This window comes from Streptomyces sp. TAA486, assembly GCF_000426165.1.
On sequence record NZ_AUEV01000001.1, the window covers coordinates 530,052 to 544,258 of the forward strand.

15 protein-coding genes are annotated in these 14,207 nt (G+C 70.2%); 5 read left to right on the forward strand and 10 right to left on the reverse strand.

Translation table 11 applies throughout. The features are described from left to right. Window positions 1-317: 317 nt before the first annotated feature. The gene (locus I004_RS0102455) at window positions 318-1,799 is read left to right on the forward strand and encodes a PAS domain-containing sensor histidine kinase (RefSeq protein WP_037974838.1); all 1,482 of its coding nucleotides are present in this window, start codon (window positions 318-320) and stop codon (window positions 1,797-1,799) included. Between the two features lie 142 nt (window positions 1,800-1,941). Here I004_RS0102455 and I004_RS0102460 read toward each other — a convergent pair whose 3' ends face one another. Together I004_RS0102460 and I004_RS0102465 are read right to left on the reverse strand one after the other, a co-directional pair. Beyond that, window positions 1,942-2,205, reverse strand: coding sequence for a WhiB family transcriptional regulator (locus I004_RS0102460; protein WP_016469673.1), 264 nt, complete (start codon window positions 2,203-2,205; stop codon window positions 1,942-1,944). 312 nt (window positions 2,206-2,517) lie between these two features. Then, the gene (locus I004_RS0102465) at window positions 2,518-3,486 is read right to left on the reverse strand and encodes a diacylglycerol kinase family protein (protein ID WP_028434196.1); all 969 of its coding nucleotides are present in this window, start codon (window positions 3,484-3,486) and stop codon (window positions 2,518-2,520) included. Window positions 3,487-3,564: 78 nt separating this feature from the next. On the opposite strand from I004_RS0102465, the gene I004_RS0102470 reads away from it, so the two are divergent. Then, on the forward strand, window positions 3,565-4,002 hold the full coding sequence (locus I004_RS0102470) for a hypothetical protein (RefSeq protein ID WP_028434197.1): 438 nt from the start codon (window positions 3,565-3,567) through the stop codon (window positions 4,000-4,002). A 64-nt stretch (window positions 4,003-4,066) separates the two neighbouring features. Here the strand turns inward: I004_RS0102470 and I004_RS0102475 are convergent, their stop codons facing one another. From I004_RS0102475 to I004_RS0102500, 6 genes are all read right to left on the reverse strand, one after another. Next, window positions 4,067-5,074 (reverse strand): RNA polymerase sigma factor SigF, encoded by a 1,008-nt coding sequence (locus I004_RS0102475; RefSeq protein WP_078510741.1) that lies wholly within the window; start codon window positions 5,072-5,074, stop codon window positions 4,067-4,069. Beyond that, window positions 5,071-5,493, reverse strand: a complete 423-nt coding sequence (locus I004_RS0102480) for an anti-sigma regulatory factor (protein WP_028434199.1) — start codon at window positions 5,491-5,493, stop codon at window positions 5,071-5,073. The genes I004_RS0102475 and I004_RS0102480 overlap by 4 nt, the downstream gene beginning before the upstream one ends. A 267-nt stretch (window positions 5,494-5,760) precedes the next feature. After that, window positions 5,761-6,246, reverse strand: coding sequence for a GNAT family N-acetyltransferase (locus I004_RS0102485; RefSeq protein WP_028434200.1), 486 nt, complete (start codon window positions 6,244-6,246; stop codon window positions 5,761-5,763). Between the two features lie 9 nt (window positions 6,247-6,255). Continuing rightward, window positions 6,256-7,248 carry a pyridoxal-phosphate dependent enzyme gene (locus I004_RS31675; protein WP_078510742.1) on the reverse strand — a complete coding sequence of 331 codons (993 nt, stop codon included), beginning with the start codon at window positions 7,246-7,248 and terminating at the stop codon, window positions 6,256-6,258. 47 nt (window positions 7,249-7,295) lie between these two features. Continuing rightward, entirely contained in the window at window positions 7,296-7,886 is a 591-nt protein-coding gene (locus tag I004_RS0102495; protein WP_028434201.1) for a peptidoglycan recognition protein family protein, read from the reverse strand. 85 nt (window positions 7,887-7,971) lie between these two features. Further along, window positions 7,972-9,543 (reverse strand): NsdA family TPR-like regulatory protein, encoded by a 1,572-nt coding sequence (locus tag I004_RS0102500; protein WP_028434202.1) that lies wholly within the window; start codon window positions 9,541-9,543, stop codon window positions 7,972-7,974. A 228-nt stretch (window positions 9,544-9,771) separates the two neighbouring features. Here I004_RS0102500 and I004_RS0102505 point away from each other — a divergent pair, with 228 nt between their 5' ends. Continuing rightward, window positions 9,772-11,148 (forward strand): NsdA family TPR-like regulatory protein, encoded by a 1,377-nt coding sequence (locus I004_RS0102505; protein WP_028434203.1) that lies wholly within the window; start codon window positions 9,772-9,774, stop codon window positions 11,146-11,148. A gap of 88 nt (window positions 11,149-11,236) precedes the next feature. After that, window positions 11,237-11,767: an NUDIX hydrolase gene (locus I004_RS0102510; RefSeq protein ID WP_028434204.1), complete on the forward strand. Its 531-nt coding sequence runs from the start codon at window positions 11,237-11,239 to the stop codon at window positions 11,765-11,767. A gap of 181 nt (window positions 11,768-11,948) precedes the next feature. On the opposite strand, the gene I004_RS0102515 is transcribed toward I004_RS0102510, so the two are convergent. Further along, the gene (locus tag I004_RS0102515) at window positions 11,949-12,185 is read right to left on the reverse strand and encodes a hypothetical protein (RefSeq protein WP_028434205.1); all 237 of its coding nucleotides are present in this window, start codon (window positions 12,183-12,185) and stop codon (window positions 11,949-11,951) included. Window positions 12,186-12,269: 84 nt separating this feature from the next. Beyond that, window positions 12,270-13,175, reverse strand: coding sequence for a LysR family transcriptional regulator (locus tag I004_RS0102520; RefSeq protein ID WP_106965249.1), 906 nt, complete (start codon window positions 13,173-13,175; stop codon window positions 12,270-12,272). Window positions 13,176-13,243: 68 nt separating this feature from the next. Here I004_RS0102520 and I004_RS0102525 point away from each other — a divergent pair, with 68 nt between their 5' ends. Beyond that, a complete protein-coding gene (locus tag I004_RS0102525; RefSeq protein ID WP_486579684.1) occupies window positions 13,244-14,197 on the forward strand; it encodes an EamA family transporter in 954 nt (317 codons plus the stop codon). The last annotated feature ends 10 nt before the right edge of the window (window positions 14,198-14,207 follow it).

Here is a 14,207-nt window from a genome sequence, read left to right on the forward strand (position 1 = left end):
ACCGGAACCGGACACACGTCGGGCCACGGCGCCGGGACGGGACCCTCAACCCGTCCGGCACCGCAGCCCGATGCCGGAGACCACGGCGCAATCAGGGCAGACGACGCCCGGGTCTCTCTCCGCCCTCCTGTGCGGGGAGAGCAGAAGTCAGTACGGCTTGTCTACTGGCGATTCTGGACTAGACCACTCTTGCCTGTCCATGCCATCGGCAAACTTCATCAGGAACGTATGAATTCCGGGCGGATGCGGCAGGAGCCGGGAGAAGACGGCCACGCCGCCCAGTAGGGGCCGCAGGTAAGGTCGCCGGTGTGCCCTCCATGAACGACCTCGTACGGCAGCACACGGCCCTCTCGGACACCGACCTGGAGTGGCTGCATCTGCTGATCTCCGAGTGGCAGCTGCTCTCGGACCTCTCCTTCGCGGACCTCGTGCTGTGGGTGCCCACGCGGGACGGCACGCGCTACGTCTCCGTCGCCCAGATGCGCCCCAACACCGGGCCGACCTCCCACCAGGACGACATGGTGGGCCACCTCGTGCCGCGCGGTCGGCGGCCGCTGCTGGACGCGGCGCTCGACGAGGGCAGGATCGTGCGCGAGGGAGACCCGGAGTGGCGCGAGGAGGTGCCCGTACGGGTCGAGTCCATCCCCGTGTGCAGGGAGAACCGTGTCCTCGGCGTCATCGCGCGCAACACGAATCTGCTGACCGTGCGCACGCCCAGCCGGCTCGAACTCACGTATCTGCAGAGCGCGTCCGACCTCGCCCAGATGATCGCGGCTGGCTCCTTCCCCTTCCCCGGCGAGCAGCTGGACATCGATCATCTGCCGCGCGTGGGCGACGGGTTGATCCGGCTCGACTCGGACGGCATCGTCCAGTACGCCAGCCCGAACGCCCTCTCCGCGTATCACCGGTTGGGCCTGGCCACCGAGATCGTGGGGCTCCACCTCGGCCGGGTCACCGCCGAACTCGCGCCCTCCCGTGCCCCCGTCGACGAGGCCTTGGTCAAGCTGGCCAGCGGCTGGGCCCCGCGCGGCGCGGAGGTCGAGGCCAACGACTGCGTCGTACAGCTGCGCGCCATCCCGCTCGAACCCAAGGGCACGCGCATCGGTTCGCTCATCCTGCTGCGCGACATCACCGAGGTACGGCGCCGCGAGCGGGAGTTGATGACGAAGGACGCCACGATCCGCGAGATCCACCATCGGGTGAAGAACAACCTGCAGACGGTCGCCGCGCTGCTGCGCCTTCAGGCCCGCAGGATGGACTCGGACCGCGGGCGCGACGCGCTCAACGAGGCCGTGCGGAGGGTCGGTTCGATCGCCATCGTGCACGAGACGCTCTCCCAGACCCTGGACGAGAGGGTCGAGTTCGACGAGATCGCCGACAGGGTGCTGGCAATGGTCGCCGAGATCTCTCCCGGCCGGGTGACCGGCCATCGCACGGGCCACTTCGGGGTGTTGGAGGCGGAGGTCGCCACACCCCTGTCGATGGTGCTGACGGAGGTCCTGCAGAACGCACTGGAACACGGCTTCGGCCCGGGGGAACAGGGCACGATCGAAGTCGGTGCGGTGCGCTCGGGAGGCAAGGGCAAGGAGCCGGGGCGGCTGTTGGTCACCGTCCAGGACGATGGGCGCGGCCTGCCGGAGGGCTTCGAACCCAAGCAGACCGGCAACCTCGGGCTGCAGATCGTACGGACCCTGGTCGAGGGCGAGTTGGGCGGAGAGTTCGACATGCTCCCCGCACCGGAACGCGGCACGCGCGTCGTCTTCGACCTCCCGGTCTCCGTGGAGAAGCGCGAACGCTGACCCCGGGAGGGCAGGCGCGAGAACGAGTGAGAGCCCCGGCCCTGTAGGGCCGGGGCTCTCACTCTGTAAGAACGCGGTGCGCCTTGTGGCACTGCGCGCTGCGGCTCGGGATGCAGCGAGTGGCAGGGTGTGGGCGTCAGTTTCAGGCGGTCGCGGCGTTGTTCCGCGCCCGGTTGCGGGCGGCACGGCGCTTCATCGCGCGGCGCTCATCCTCGCTGAGGCCCCCCCAGACACCGGAGTCCTGACCGGACTCCAGGGCCCACTGCAGGCACTGCTCCATGACGGGGCAGCGACGGCAGACGGCCTTCGCTTCCTCGATCTGCAGCAGCGCAGGACCAGTGTTGCCGATGGGGAAGAACAGCTCGGGGTCTTCCTCGCGGCAAACGGCGTGGTGACGCCAGTCCATGGCTGCTACCTCTCCTCGTGAGTGTGCTGGGCTTGTGAATGTGAACGCTTTCACGAATCCTCTCGCAAGGGAAGGGGTGCCGATCGACTGTGATACGGGTCCCAGCGAAGTGAGAGAAGGATTCGGGCGCTTTGGGGGCCGCCGTGAGGGGCCGCCCGATCGCCATGAAGAGACTCGCAAACCTCGGCGGCGGATACAACCCCCTCCGCCAAGTTTTTTTTGATTCCTTGGTGTCGCGTCACTCACAGGCGTACTTCCAGGGGGTGGACCCTGGCCTAAACGTTCGAGTGGAAGGACTTTTGGCCCTTGGACTTAAGCAATCACACGCAGTGCACGGCGTACGCCTGTGAAGTTCACGCTGTTCCGCACTCCCAGGTGGTCACCGTCCATCTGAAACGGCAGTGGAACCTGCGAATGCAAGGTGAAGTCCACGACGTCATGGAGGGTTACCGCGTGTTTACCGCGAGGCCCGCGCTCGGGGCTCGACGTGAGCAATTGTGTGCCGTACCGGCTCATGGCCAGGGGGGTCAGCCGCGAGAGTCCGAGCACGTCGAGGGCGGTGTCGAAGGAGGCCTGCGGGGCGGCGTAGACGGGACGATTGCCCAGGTAGGTCCACGGCGCGGTGTTGCAGACTATCGACGCCACGAGATCCTCGAGCGGCTCGTGGCCCTCCCGCTCCAGCCTGATCGTGCCGCGGCTGCGGTGCTGTTCCTTCGCGAACTGCTTCAACACCTGCCGCACATACAGCGCATGGGTCGAACGCTTGCCGAGTTCCCTTTTCTGTTCGACGCGGCCCACCACGCCCGCGTCGAAGCCGAGGCCGGCGCAGAAGGTGAACCAGCGCGGGCGCAGACACGCGTCCTCGGTGTCCGGTACTCCCGAAGCAAGGCCGAGGCCGATCGTGCGCTCACGGCCCGACTCGATGGCGTCGAGCAGCTGCCCCGTCGCCTCGACAGCGTGGTTCGGCAGGCCCAGCGCGCGGGCGAAGACGTTGGTGGAGCCGCCGGGAACCACTGCGAAGCGGGGGAGCCTCTCGGGGTCCGGTCCCTGGTGCAGCAGACCGTTCACGACCTCGTTGACGGTGCCGTCGCCGCCGAGCGCGATCACCAGCTTCGTCTCGCCGTTCTGCGCAGCCAGCCGCGCGAGTTCGCGGGCGTGCCCGCGGGACTCGGTCGTCACCACGTCCAGCTTGAGGTCACTCGCGAGTGCGTGGGTGATCACCTCACGAGTGCGCAGGCTGGTGGTGGTGGCTACCGGATTGACGACGAGGAGTGCGCGCATGGAGGGCAGCGTACATATCCGGTGGAGGGCGGCCCCGGCCTTGGAGACGTCTGCACGCGTGGGACTACGCTCTTCACTGTGCCGACACCGAATGAGACCTCTTCCTCCCGGGACCTGCCCGAAGGCCGCCGCCCGCGACGCCTCACGGCCGCCGCCGCGCTGACAGCGATCGAGGGGGCAGTCGTCGCCGCCTTCGGTGTCGTCTCGCTCGTGAAGCTCCTGACGGACGAGCCGGACGGGATAATGCAGGCGGTCACGATGGCCGTGACGGTGCTGGCGCTGTCCGCGCTTCCGCTCGCCGCCGCGCGCGGGCTGTGGCTGCGCAGGCGGTGGAGCCGGGGCCCGTCGATGATCGTGCAGCTGATCGCGCTGCCCGCCGGCTACCAGATGGCACAGAACGGCGGCGTATGGACGGCCGCGGGCGTCGTCATCGCGCTGACGGGTGTCGCTGTGCTCGGCTGCCTCATCAATCCCACGGCGACAGAGGCGCTGGGCATCGGCCCGCGCGACGCGTAGCTCCCGGGCATTCGGCCCGAATCCGCAGAGAGCCCGGCCGATCCCCGGCCGGGCTCTGCGGTGGTCACTCCTCGATCAGCAGCCTGTCGCGCAGCTGCGCCAACGTCCGTGCCAGGAGGCGCGATACGTGCATCTGCGAGATGCCGACCTCCTGCGCGATCTGCGACTGCGTCATGTTCCCGAAGAAGCGCAACAGCAGGATCTTCTTCTCGCGCGGCGGCAGTTCCTCCAGGAGCGGCTTGAGCGATTCGCGGTACTCCACACCTTCGAGGGCGTCGTCCTCGGCGCCCAGGGTGTCCGCGACGGCGGGCGACTCGTCGTCCGTGTCGGGAACGTCGAGGGAGAGGGTGCTGTAGGCGTTGGCGGACTCCAGGCCCTCCAGCACCTCCTCCTCGGAGATCGACAGCCGCTGGGCCAGTTCGTGCACCGTCGGGGCCCTGCCGTGCAGTTGGGACAGCTCCGCCGTCGCGGAGGTGAGCGACAGGCGCAGTTCCTGAAGACGGCGCGGAACGCGCACGGCCCAGCCCTTGTCCCGGAAGTGGCGCTTGATCTCGCCGACGACGGTGGGGGTGGCGTAGGTGGAGAACTCCACGCCGCGCTCCGGGTCGAAGCGGTCGACCGACTTGATCAGACCGATCGTCGCGACCTGCGTGAGGTCGTCGAGGGGTTCGCCCCTGTTGCGGAAGCGGCGGGCCAGGTGCTCGACCAGCGGAAGGTGCATCCGCACCAGGTGGTTGCGCAGTTCGGCGCGCTCGGGGGAGCCGTCGGGAAGACCGCGCAGCGCGATAAACATGCCCCGTGCTCCGCTGCGGTCGTGCGGATCGAAGTGCGCGAACTGCGCGGCCCGTGCCGTACGGGCGCCGTGCTGGCCGGCGCCGTGGTCGTGACCACGCGCGGTCTCGTGTCCGTGCGTCTCCTGCTGCTGCATGTCCATCGCGTCCGCCCGCTCTGCCTGCTCCGGTAGCTGACTGCTGGGGTCGGCGGGGTGCGGCCTGGCCTGTTCAGGCACGACCTGGTCGGCCGCCGCACCGATGCGGCCCGCCCGATGCTCCCGTGCCTCGTGGCCGGTCACGGCGCTCCGGGGCCGGCACCGCGCTTCTTGTGCAGGCTGATGCTGACCGTACGGTCGTCGGACACCGTCGAATCCACCTCGCCGGCCAGGGCGGAGAGCACTGTCCAGGCGAAGGTGTCGCGCTCCGGCGCCCTGCCGTCGGTCGTGGGTGCCGAGACGGTGACCCTGAGGGAATCGCCGACGAGCCTGAAGACGCAGCTGAGCACGGAGCCCGGCAGCGCTTGCTGGAGGAGGATGGCGCACGCCTCGTCGACGGCGATCCGCAGATCCTCGATCTCGTCAAGGGTGAAGTCCAAGCGGGCTGCGAGCCCGGCCGTGGCCGTGCGCAACACCGACAGATAGGCACCCGCCGCGGGCAGCCGGACCTCGACGAAGTCCTGTCCGTCCTGCCCCACGGGCTCACCTGCGATCTGGGACACCCTCACCTCCAAAGTGGCACAAGCCGGTTCGGCTCGTTCGCTGTACGAGTGCGTCGGTCCGCCGCCCTTGCCCGTGCATCTCTCTCACGGAGAACCAACGGACTGACGCCGTCGATGGTTCGCCTGCGACGCTATCGCGATCCGCGAGCTGATGTCGCCCGCACGGATCTACGACGAGCTGCGGCGCCCCATCACACGAGCGTCACCCATAGTAAACATATGGGTACTGTCTGTGGCTAGGGGTCGGAGGTCGTGAATCCCGAATCGTTACGCTGTGTTGTCGTCGGCCAGCTTCCTCAGTGGTTCCCCTGACATTCGGAAGACCGTCCATTCCTCCATCGGTTCGGCGCCAAGTGATCTGTAAAAACCGATTGAGGGGTCGTTCCAGTCCAATACCCACCACTCGAAGCGTTCATAACCTCGTTCGACACAGATTCCGGCAAGGGCTGAAAGCAGTTGCTTCCCGTGCCCGGCGCCGCGTGCGGACGGGCGCACGTACAGGTCCTCCAGATACACACCGTGAGTACCGGTCCATGTGGAGAAATTGAGGAACCACAGAGCGAAACCGACTGGGTCACTCTCCGTGGTCTCCTCCGCGATCAGAGCGAAGACCGCGGGGTGTTCGGAGAACAGGGCGTCGTGCAACTGCCGCTCCGTGGCCTTCGCGTGCTCCAGTGCCCGTTCGTACTCCGCGAGTTCGCGGATCATCGCGTGGATGGCCGGTACGTCGGACGGGGCCGCGGCTCTGATCATGCTTCCACGCTAACGCGGGCCGGTGACGACGGCCGTCACGGTGCTGGCAGGAGCGAAGGCGCCCTCGTCCGCGAGCGTGGTGAGTGCGAACAGCAGCTTGGCGACGTAGATCCGTTCCAACTGTGGGAGGGAATGTTGCGCCGCGAAGTCCCGGGCGAATTCCTCCAGTTCGCGGTCGCCGCGGGCGTAGCCGCCGAAGTGGAAACGCTCGTCGAGGTGCCACGTGCCGCGGGGGCCGTCGAACGTGCGACGTTGCAGTTCACGGATATCGTCGGCGAGGAAGCCGCCCCGCAGGACGGGAACGCCGAGGGCGCGCTGCCCCGGTCCGAGTCCCGCCGCGAGTCCGGCAAGGGTGCCGCCGGTCCCGCACGCCACGGCGGCGACGTCGGTGCGGCCCCGAAGCTCCTCGCCGAGGGCCGTGCACCCGTGCACGGCAAGGGAGTTGCTGCCGCCCTCGGGTATGCGGAACGCCTCCAGCGCCGTCCCCGTCGCCGCGCTGCCGCCGAGCAGCCGCTCGGCGAAGTCCGGGTCGTGGCGGCGCCGATAGTCGGAGCGGGAGACGAAGTGCAGCGCCATGCCGTCGGCGGCACACTGCGCCAGCGAGGGGTTGAGCGGCCGGCGGGCCAGTTCGTCACCGCGCACCACGCCGACGGTGGCGAGTCCGAGCATCCGGCCGGCGGCGGCCGTCGCCCGCAGATGGTTGGAGTAGGCGCCGCCGAACGTCAGCAGCGTGGTGTGGCCGCCTTCGATTGCGGCGCGCAGATTAGGGACGAGTTTTCGCCATTTGTTGCCCGGAACGCGCGGGTGTATCAGGTCGTCGCGCTTGAGCAGGAGCCGTATGCCGCGTCCGGTGAAGCGCTCGTCGTGGATCTCCTGGAGCGGCGAGGGGAGCAGCGGCGGTGGATCGAGAGCGGCGAGAAGGCGGTCGGCCGAGGGTGCGCCGGCGCCTCCGCACCCCGGAGGACCGGGGTGCGGGGGAGGGGCGGGGGCGCTGCTGTTCACACCTGCATTGTCGCGCCGTCCGCCCCTCCCGTCGCCTCAGAATCCCCTCACTTCAGGCGGGCGGCGATGCGCTTGCGCATCGCGTCCATGGTGAAGCCGCGCGGGTCCGACTTCTGGTTCGTCCACTCCAGATGGCCGATGACCGAGCCCTCGGTCCAGCCGTGGTGCCTGCACAGTGCGGCGGCGGCGCGTTCGATGGCGTCGAGTTGCTCGTCGGGCCACGGGTCGTCGCCGTCGCCGAGGTTCTCGCATTCGAAGCCGTAGAAGTACCGGTTGCCGTCTGTGTTCATCTGGTTGGGTTTGGGCAGATCGTCCTCCGCTATCACCGCGCGTAGCACGTCGTCGTCGCCGAGCCCCGCGTGGTTGGCGCGCCCGTGGCCGACGAGATGCACCGTGCCGTCCTTGGTGATGGCGCCGTGCGCCAGTGGTCCGGGCAGATCGGAACGTCCGTCGTAGATGAGGTCGACCGTCTCCTTGGCGCCGCTGGTCACGGTGTGGTGGATCATGATTCCGTGAACGGGGCCCCAGGGGCCCTTGTGGTTGCGGTTGTGATTGCGCCAGTCGCGGACCTCCTCGACCGTCACGCCCTCCTTCTTCAGGGCTGTGATGAAGGCGCTTGCTGTGATGGGTGTGGCCATCTCTGCCCCGTACCTTCCCTTTGCGCTCTCGTGTGTTCGAGGGTGATGCCCATCAGGCCGTGCGCTTACTCCGTTCCCAGGCGTTTCAGGGCAAGCCCGCACGCGTCAACACGCCCTGGACACACGCCTCGTGCCTGTACGGACGCAGCAGGTGCGGCATCCGGTCGCGGGCGCGGCGTGCGCGGCCGGACCGTACGAGCGCCGAGTCCTCCAGGAAGCTCTGCCATGCCGAGCACGCCTCCTCCAAGCGGCCCCTGGTGAGCAGCAGTTCCGCCAGTTCCGCCTCGCTGAGGGCACGGGAGCGGCGTTCGCCTTCCGGGCGGGAGCGCAGCGAGGCGCGCAACTCGTGGACGGCCCCGTCGCGGTCTCCCAGCGCGGCCCGTACCTGGCTCGCCTGGTAGTGCAGCGCCGCGTCCTGGTAGGCGCCGACGGGCTCGCCGCCGTCGGGGGACTCCGGCCCGGTCGTCAAGTCGGCCGGTGCGCGGGCGAGTTCGTGCTCGGCGCGGCTCAGGGCGGCCAGGGACCGCGTGCGTCCGCCTTCCGCGGCCTGCGCGACCGCGAGCCCCGCGTACAGGAACGAGCGCGTCGACGGTGCCGCGTCCGAGGGCGCCGTCTCGCACGCGGACTCGGCGAGGGCGAGGCTCAAGCGGCGGTGACCCAGCTGGTACGCCTGCGAACTGAGCGCCCGCTGCACGAGCGCCACGCATTCGGGGTCCTCTCCCTCGGCGGCGAGCTGCGCGGCGGTGTCGAAGGCGCGCTGGGCGAGACCGTGGCGCTGTTCGTCCGCGTAGACACGGGCCAGCAGATAGCTCAACCGGGCCGCGCCCGCGACGAGCCGGGGGTGGTACGGGCCCTCCCCGCCCGTGTGCAGCCGGCGCACCAGCCCCGCCAGGCAGGCCGCCAGCGGTGTGCGGATGTGGCCGCCGCCGTGACGGTCCGCCTGCTGGGCGAAGAAGCGCGCGTGTTCGCGTACGGAGGCCACCTCGTCCGGCGTGGTGCGCCGGGAGGGCCGTCCGCCCCGGGGGAGGGAGGGGAAGTGTGCCCGGGGCGGACGGGGGCGGAGGGGCTCGGCGGTTTCGCTGGGCTCGTCGCCGATGCCGCGCTCGCGCGGTGCGGTCGTGCTGGTGGCTCCCGAAGTGCTCGCCGTGCCCGGTCGCGCGCCGACGGCGGCGCCGAGCGTGAGCCGGTACGGGGCGGGCGGCGGGGCGTCGGCCCGTGGCGGGCCGACCACGGCAGCCGTGAGGGCGGCCAGCCGGTCGGCCGGGGGTGCGCCGTCCTGGAGAGCCGCCAGGTACGCGCCGAACTCCCCGCCGTTCGCGGACAGTTCGGCGGCTTCTCCGCCCGCGGCGTTCCTGGGCCGGGGGCCGGGGCCGCCGGACCGGCCGTCGCCCATGCCCAGTTGGGTCACGCCGACCGGACGGCCCAGCCGCCGGGAGAGCGCCTCCGCGATGAAGCCCTGCACCCGGGGCGAGGGGCGGCTGCCGCGCAGCCAGTGCGCGATCGAGGTGCGGTCGTAGCCGAGCCGGATGCCGGCCTCGTTGCCCAGCCTTCCGATGGCTCGGGCGAAGGCCTCCTGCGTCCATTCGCTCTCCGCCAATAAGGAGCGCAGCGCGGCGTTCGGGGTCGGGTCCCGGCGGTGGCGCTCACCGGGCCGCATGCGGGGCCACCTGACAGATGCCGAAGCGGAATCGGATCGGGTCGTTCACGGGAATTCCCTCCTTGTGTGCTCCGACGCGAAGTTGCGTACGGAGTGCTCCCAAGCGAACCGCGTCTCCCGCTTCTTGGGGAGCATGTGAGGTGCGCACGCAGAGGTGCGACTTTCACACCCCGTGTGAACGGTTGTCCGTTACTCTCTGAAACAAGGGTTGGACGACCGGAGGGCGAGATGGAGCCCAACAGTCAACTGGACGTGCTGCTTGACCAGTCCGGAATCTCCCGGGCGGGTCTGGCCTCACGAGTCAATCGTCTCGGCGTGGAGCACGATGTGACTCTGCGTTACGATCACACGGCTGTCGCACGCTGGCTCAAGGGGCAGCGCCCGCGCGGCCGTGTACCGGAGTTGATATGCGAGGTACTGGGCGCGCGACTGGAACGCACGCTGACCCTCGCGGACATAGGCATGGCCGGACCTCCCGGCGCGCTCCTGACGCCGCACCCGCTCTCATCCGGAGGCGCGGGCGAGGACGACGAACGGGCCACGCTGGGCCGCTTCGTGGAGCGGGCGGCGGTCTCCTGGCGCTCCGACCAGATGCATGCCGACACGCCCGGCCCGGCCCTGCTGACGGGCGCTGCGGCGGTGGCTCCGGTGTGGGAGTGGGAGAACCCTCCCGACGACCTCGACGTCTCCCACAAGGGAAAACGCGAGGTCTCGGAGGTGGACGTCGCGCTGCTGCACGCCGCTCGCGGCCACTACGAGCACCTCTACCGCAACGCAGGCGGAGTCGCCACGCGCCCCCGCGTCGTCGGCTTCCTGACCGGCGAGGTGACGCCGCTGCTGCGCGGGGACTACGAGGACGGCACCGGTCGCGAACTGTGCCGTGCGGCGGGCGCGTTGGCCGCGGTGAGCGGCATCTGCGCCTATGACGCCGACGAACAGGGCCTCGCCCAGCGGTACTTCCACCAGGCGTTGCGCCTCGGCAAGGCCTCCGGCGACCGCCTCTTCGGCGGCTACGTCGTCTCGCTCCTCGTCAACCAGGCTCTCCACCTCGGCGACAACCGGCGCGCCATCGCCTGTGCCGAGGCGGTGTTACGCACGCCGGGGCCGCATTCCACCCCGGCCCTGGCGACCGACCTGTACGCGATGCAGGCGAAGGCGTACGCGCGCATCGGCGATCGCAGGGGTGCGCACAGCTGCATGCGCAGTGCCGAGACCTGCTCCACACGCATACGTCCGGAGGAGGAGCCCGAGGAGACCGGCTACGTCCAACCGGGCCTGGTGCAGGTCCGATTGGCGGAGGCTCTGCTGGTACTCGGTGAGCTCGAACCGGCCCGCCGGTATGCCGAGGAGGCCGCGAGGGCACCCGCTCATGTGCGCGGCCGGGTCAACCGGCTGGTCACGCTCACAGGCGTGGAGTTGCGCACCGGTTCGCCGGAACGCGCTGCGGAGACGGCGGTGCGGATGGCCGATCAGGCGCAGGGCATCGAATCACAGCTGCTGCGGCAGCGTATGCGGCAGGTCCGGGAGCGTCTGCTGCGGCACCCCGGCGCACCGGCCGCACAGGCGGCGGAGCTGATCGAGGAAACGTTGCGGGTGCCTCTCTGAAGGGAGGCCGGCCGGACGGCGCCTCTGTCAGGGAAGCGCCGCGGCGTGCTGGGATGTGCCCAACCTCCGTCAGGAAGGGGGCACATACGTGCGATGGAAGAACCTGGGTGAACACACTGTGTACGAGAACCAGTGGTTACGGGTCAATCTCGCGGACGTGCTGCTGCCGGACGGCCGTCACCTGGATCACTATCTGATCCGGTTGCGGCCGGTGGCCATGGCCACCGCGGTCAACGAACGCAACGAGGTCCTGATGCTCTGGCGGCACCGCTTCATCACCGACAGCTGGGGATGGGAACTCGCGGCCGGAGTCGTCGAGGACGGCGAGGACCTCGCCGCCGCGGCGGCGCGCGAGATGCTGGAGGAGACGGGCTGGCGGCCCGGGCCGCTTCGTCATCTGATGACTGTGGAGCCCTCCAACGGGCTCACCGACGCACGGCATCACATCTACTGGTCGGACAGCGCCGCCTACGCGGGCCACCCCGAGGACGACTTCGAGTCGGACAAGCGCGAGTGGGTGCCGCTGAAGGAGACGCCGGACCTCATCGCCGCAGGCGAGGTCCCCGCCGCGAACACGGCGGCGGCACTGCTGATGCTGTACCGGCTGCGCTTCGGCTGACCGGACCGGTCGGACCGGACCGGGACCGGAGTGAACGGGACCGGGTCGGAGAACCGGGTCGGAGAGCCGGACCGGCCCCCGGTCCGCCGAGTGCGGCGGACCGGGGGCCGGAGGTCCTCTCGTGCGCGCCTCGCGCGCTTACGGCGGACGGGGCGCCTGTCACGCGCCCCTCACGCCGTCCTCACTTGCTGCGCAGGAAGCCGTCCCCGTGCTGGGCGATGTGCTGCTCCAGCGCGGAGAGCGCCTGCTGCACCTCGGCGGAGGTGCCGCTGCCGCGCTGCTCGGCGTAGTAGGCGGCACCCAGGCGCTTCAGCAGGTCGCTGCCCTGCCGCTGTGCCTGTACCTCCTCCATCTTCTCCTTGCCCTGCGTCAGGCCGCGCTGCGCCTGCTCCTTGGCCCTGTCGAGGAAACCCGCCATCGTTCCTGCCTCCTGTACCTGCGTCGCCGGGGGGAATTGCCCGGAAAACCCCCCTGTCCTTGCCCGTCCAAACGTATGCCGTGATCAGCTGGTTCCCTCATCCTCCGCCAGTACGTCGAGGGCCACCCGTACGAGCTGCGGAACGGCGGGATGGCCGGGCCTGCCCGAACCGACGGGCCTCTCATGCCAGATGAGCATCAGTGGTACGTCGCCCGTGCCGGCCAGCGGCCGGTACACGACGTCCGGGTGGGGGTGCATCTCGGCTGTGGCCGACGTGGAGACGCCGACGGCGTTGCCTGCCGCGATGGCGCCCAGCCAGTCGTCCGTGTTGGCGACGAGCACCGCAGAGTCCGGGTCCGGGCGGATCTCCTCCGGCCACAGTTCGAGCGTGGTCAGGCCGGAGACGGTGTTGAGGGCGATGGGGTGGTGCGCCAGCGAGGCGAGGTTCAACGGACCCGTGTGCGCGGCCAGTTCGCTGTCCGCGGGCACCGCCGCCACCCGGGTCTCGTTGCACAGCCACTCGCCGAGCAGGCCGTCGGCCTCCCGGGGGATCAGCGGTCCCCGCATCAGAGCGACGTCGACCTTGCCGCTCAGCAGTCCTGCCGACCGCTCGTCCACGCGCAGCAGCTCCAGCGGCGTCTGCGGGTACAGCTCCTTCCAGCGCCGCAGCAGCGGCGTGGTGTGCCGTCCGAAGGCCGACCAGGCGTGGCCCAGGCGCAGCGGCCACGGGCGCAGCCGTGCGGGGTCGAGAGCCTCGTCGACGGCGGCGACGGCGGTGGTCGCCTTGTCCAGGAAGCGCCGTCCGTCGGTGGTCAGTTCCAGATGGTGGGTCGTACGGTCCACCAGGCGCACGCCCAGGTGCGCCTCGAGCTGACGCAGGGTCCGCGAGAGGGCGGGCTGGCTCATCCGCAGCACCGCCGCGGCGGAGGTCACGCTGCCGGCGTCGGCGATGGCGAGGAAGGCGCGCAGATGACGCAGTTCAGCGGTCATGCGCACGGAGCATAGCCGCAGGCCGAGACGCATTTCACAGGGCGACGCGGCGGTCATAACGTGTGCTCATGAGCTCTGGTGACAGCACTGCCGCGCGGAACCCGCCCCGGACCGGGCCCGGGTCCGGCGCCCACGGCCCGTACGCACGGCAGGGCCACGGACGGCTCGGCGCGGTCGGAATGGTCATCGGCAGTGCCATGTCGCTGCAGTTCGGGTCGGCGGTGGCCGCCACGCTCTTCCCGCGGGCCGGCGCGCTCGGTGTGGTGGCGCTCCGGCTGGTCTTCTCCGCGCTGCTCATGCTTGCCGTGTGCAGGCCGCGGCTGCGGGGCCACTCCCGCGCGGACTGGGCGGCCGTCGCCGGGCTGGGCGTCGCGCTCGGCACCATGAACACGCTGTTCTACCAGGCCATCGACCGCATCCCGCTCGGTGCCGCCGTCACTCTCGAACTGCTCGGCCCGCTCGTGCTGTCCGTCGTGGGCTCCCGGCGCATGCTGAGTCTGCTGTGGGCAGGGCTCGCACTGGCGGGTGTGTATCTGCTGGGCAGCAGCGGTTTCGCCAGCATCGACTTCGCCGGGGCCGCGTTCGCGCTGGCCGCCGGTGCCATGTGGGTGGCGTACATCCTCTTCAACTCCCGTACGGGCGCCCGCTTCCCCAAGGCCGACGGGCTCGCCCTCGCCATGGCGCTGGCCGCCCTGCTCAGCGCGCCGCTGGGTGTGGCGAGCGCCGGCCGCGCGCTGCTGGACCCGGTGACGCTCGGGCTGGGCGCGGCAGTGGCGGTGCTCTCCTCGGGGGTGCCGTACACGCTCGAACTGTTCGCCCTGCGAAGGCTGCCCGCGGCGACCTTCGCGCTGCTGATGAGCCTCATGCCGGTGGCGGCGGCGTCGGCGGGGTTCCTGGTGCTCGGCCAGCGCCTCGAGGTGCTGGAACTTGTCGCCATCGCCCTGGTCATCGTCGCCAGCATGGGCGCGGTACGCACACCTCCCGCCGCCCGCACCAGGGGTGCCGGGCCGCCCGTGCCGTGACGCCCACCGT

Bases quoted from the DNA above. Each gene is read 5' to 3' on its own strand.
- I004_RS0102505 (WP_028434203.1), top strand. From the start codon at position 9,772: ATGGAGCCCAACAGTCAACTGGACGTGCTGCTTGACCAGTCCGGAATC.
- I004_RS0102495 (WP_028434201.1), bottom strand. From the start codon at position 7,886: ATGGCCACACCCATCACAGCAAGCGCCTTCATCACAGCCCTGAAGAAG.
- I004_RS0102485 (WP_028434200.1), bottom strand. From the start codon at position 6,246: ATGATCAGAGCCGCGGCCCCGTCCGACGTACCGGCCATCCACGCGATG.
- I004_RS0102515 (WP_028434205.1), bottom strand. From the start codon at position 12,185: ATGGCGGGTTTCCTCGACAGGGCCAAGGAGCAGGCGCAGCGCGGCCTG.
- I004_RS0102520 (WP_106965249.1), bottom strand. From the start codon at position 13,175: ATGACCGCTGAACTGCGTCATCTGCGCGCCTTCCTCGCCATCGCCGAC.
- I004_RS0102525 (WP_486579684.1), top strand. From the start codon at position 13,244: ATGAGCTCTGGTGACAGCACTGCCGCGCGGAACCCGCCCCGGACCGGG.
- I004_RS0102465 (WP_028434196.1), bottom strand. From the start codon at position 3,486: ATGCGCGCACTCCTCGTCGTCAATCCGGTAGCCACCACCACCAGCCTG.
- I004_RS0102455 (WP_037974838.1), top strand. From the start codon at position 318: ATGAACGACCTCGTACGGCAGCACACGGCCCTCTCGGACACCGACCTG.
- I004_RS0102460 (WP_016469673.1), bottom strand. From the start codon at position 2,205: ATGGACTGGCGTCACCACGCCGTTTGCCGCGAGGAAGACCCCGAGCTG.
- I004_RS0102500 (WP_028434202.1), bottom strand. From the start codon at position 9,543: ATGCGGCCCGGTGAGCGCCACCGCCGGGACCCGACCCCGAACGCCGCG.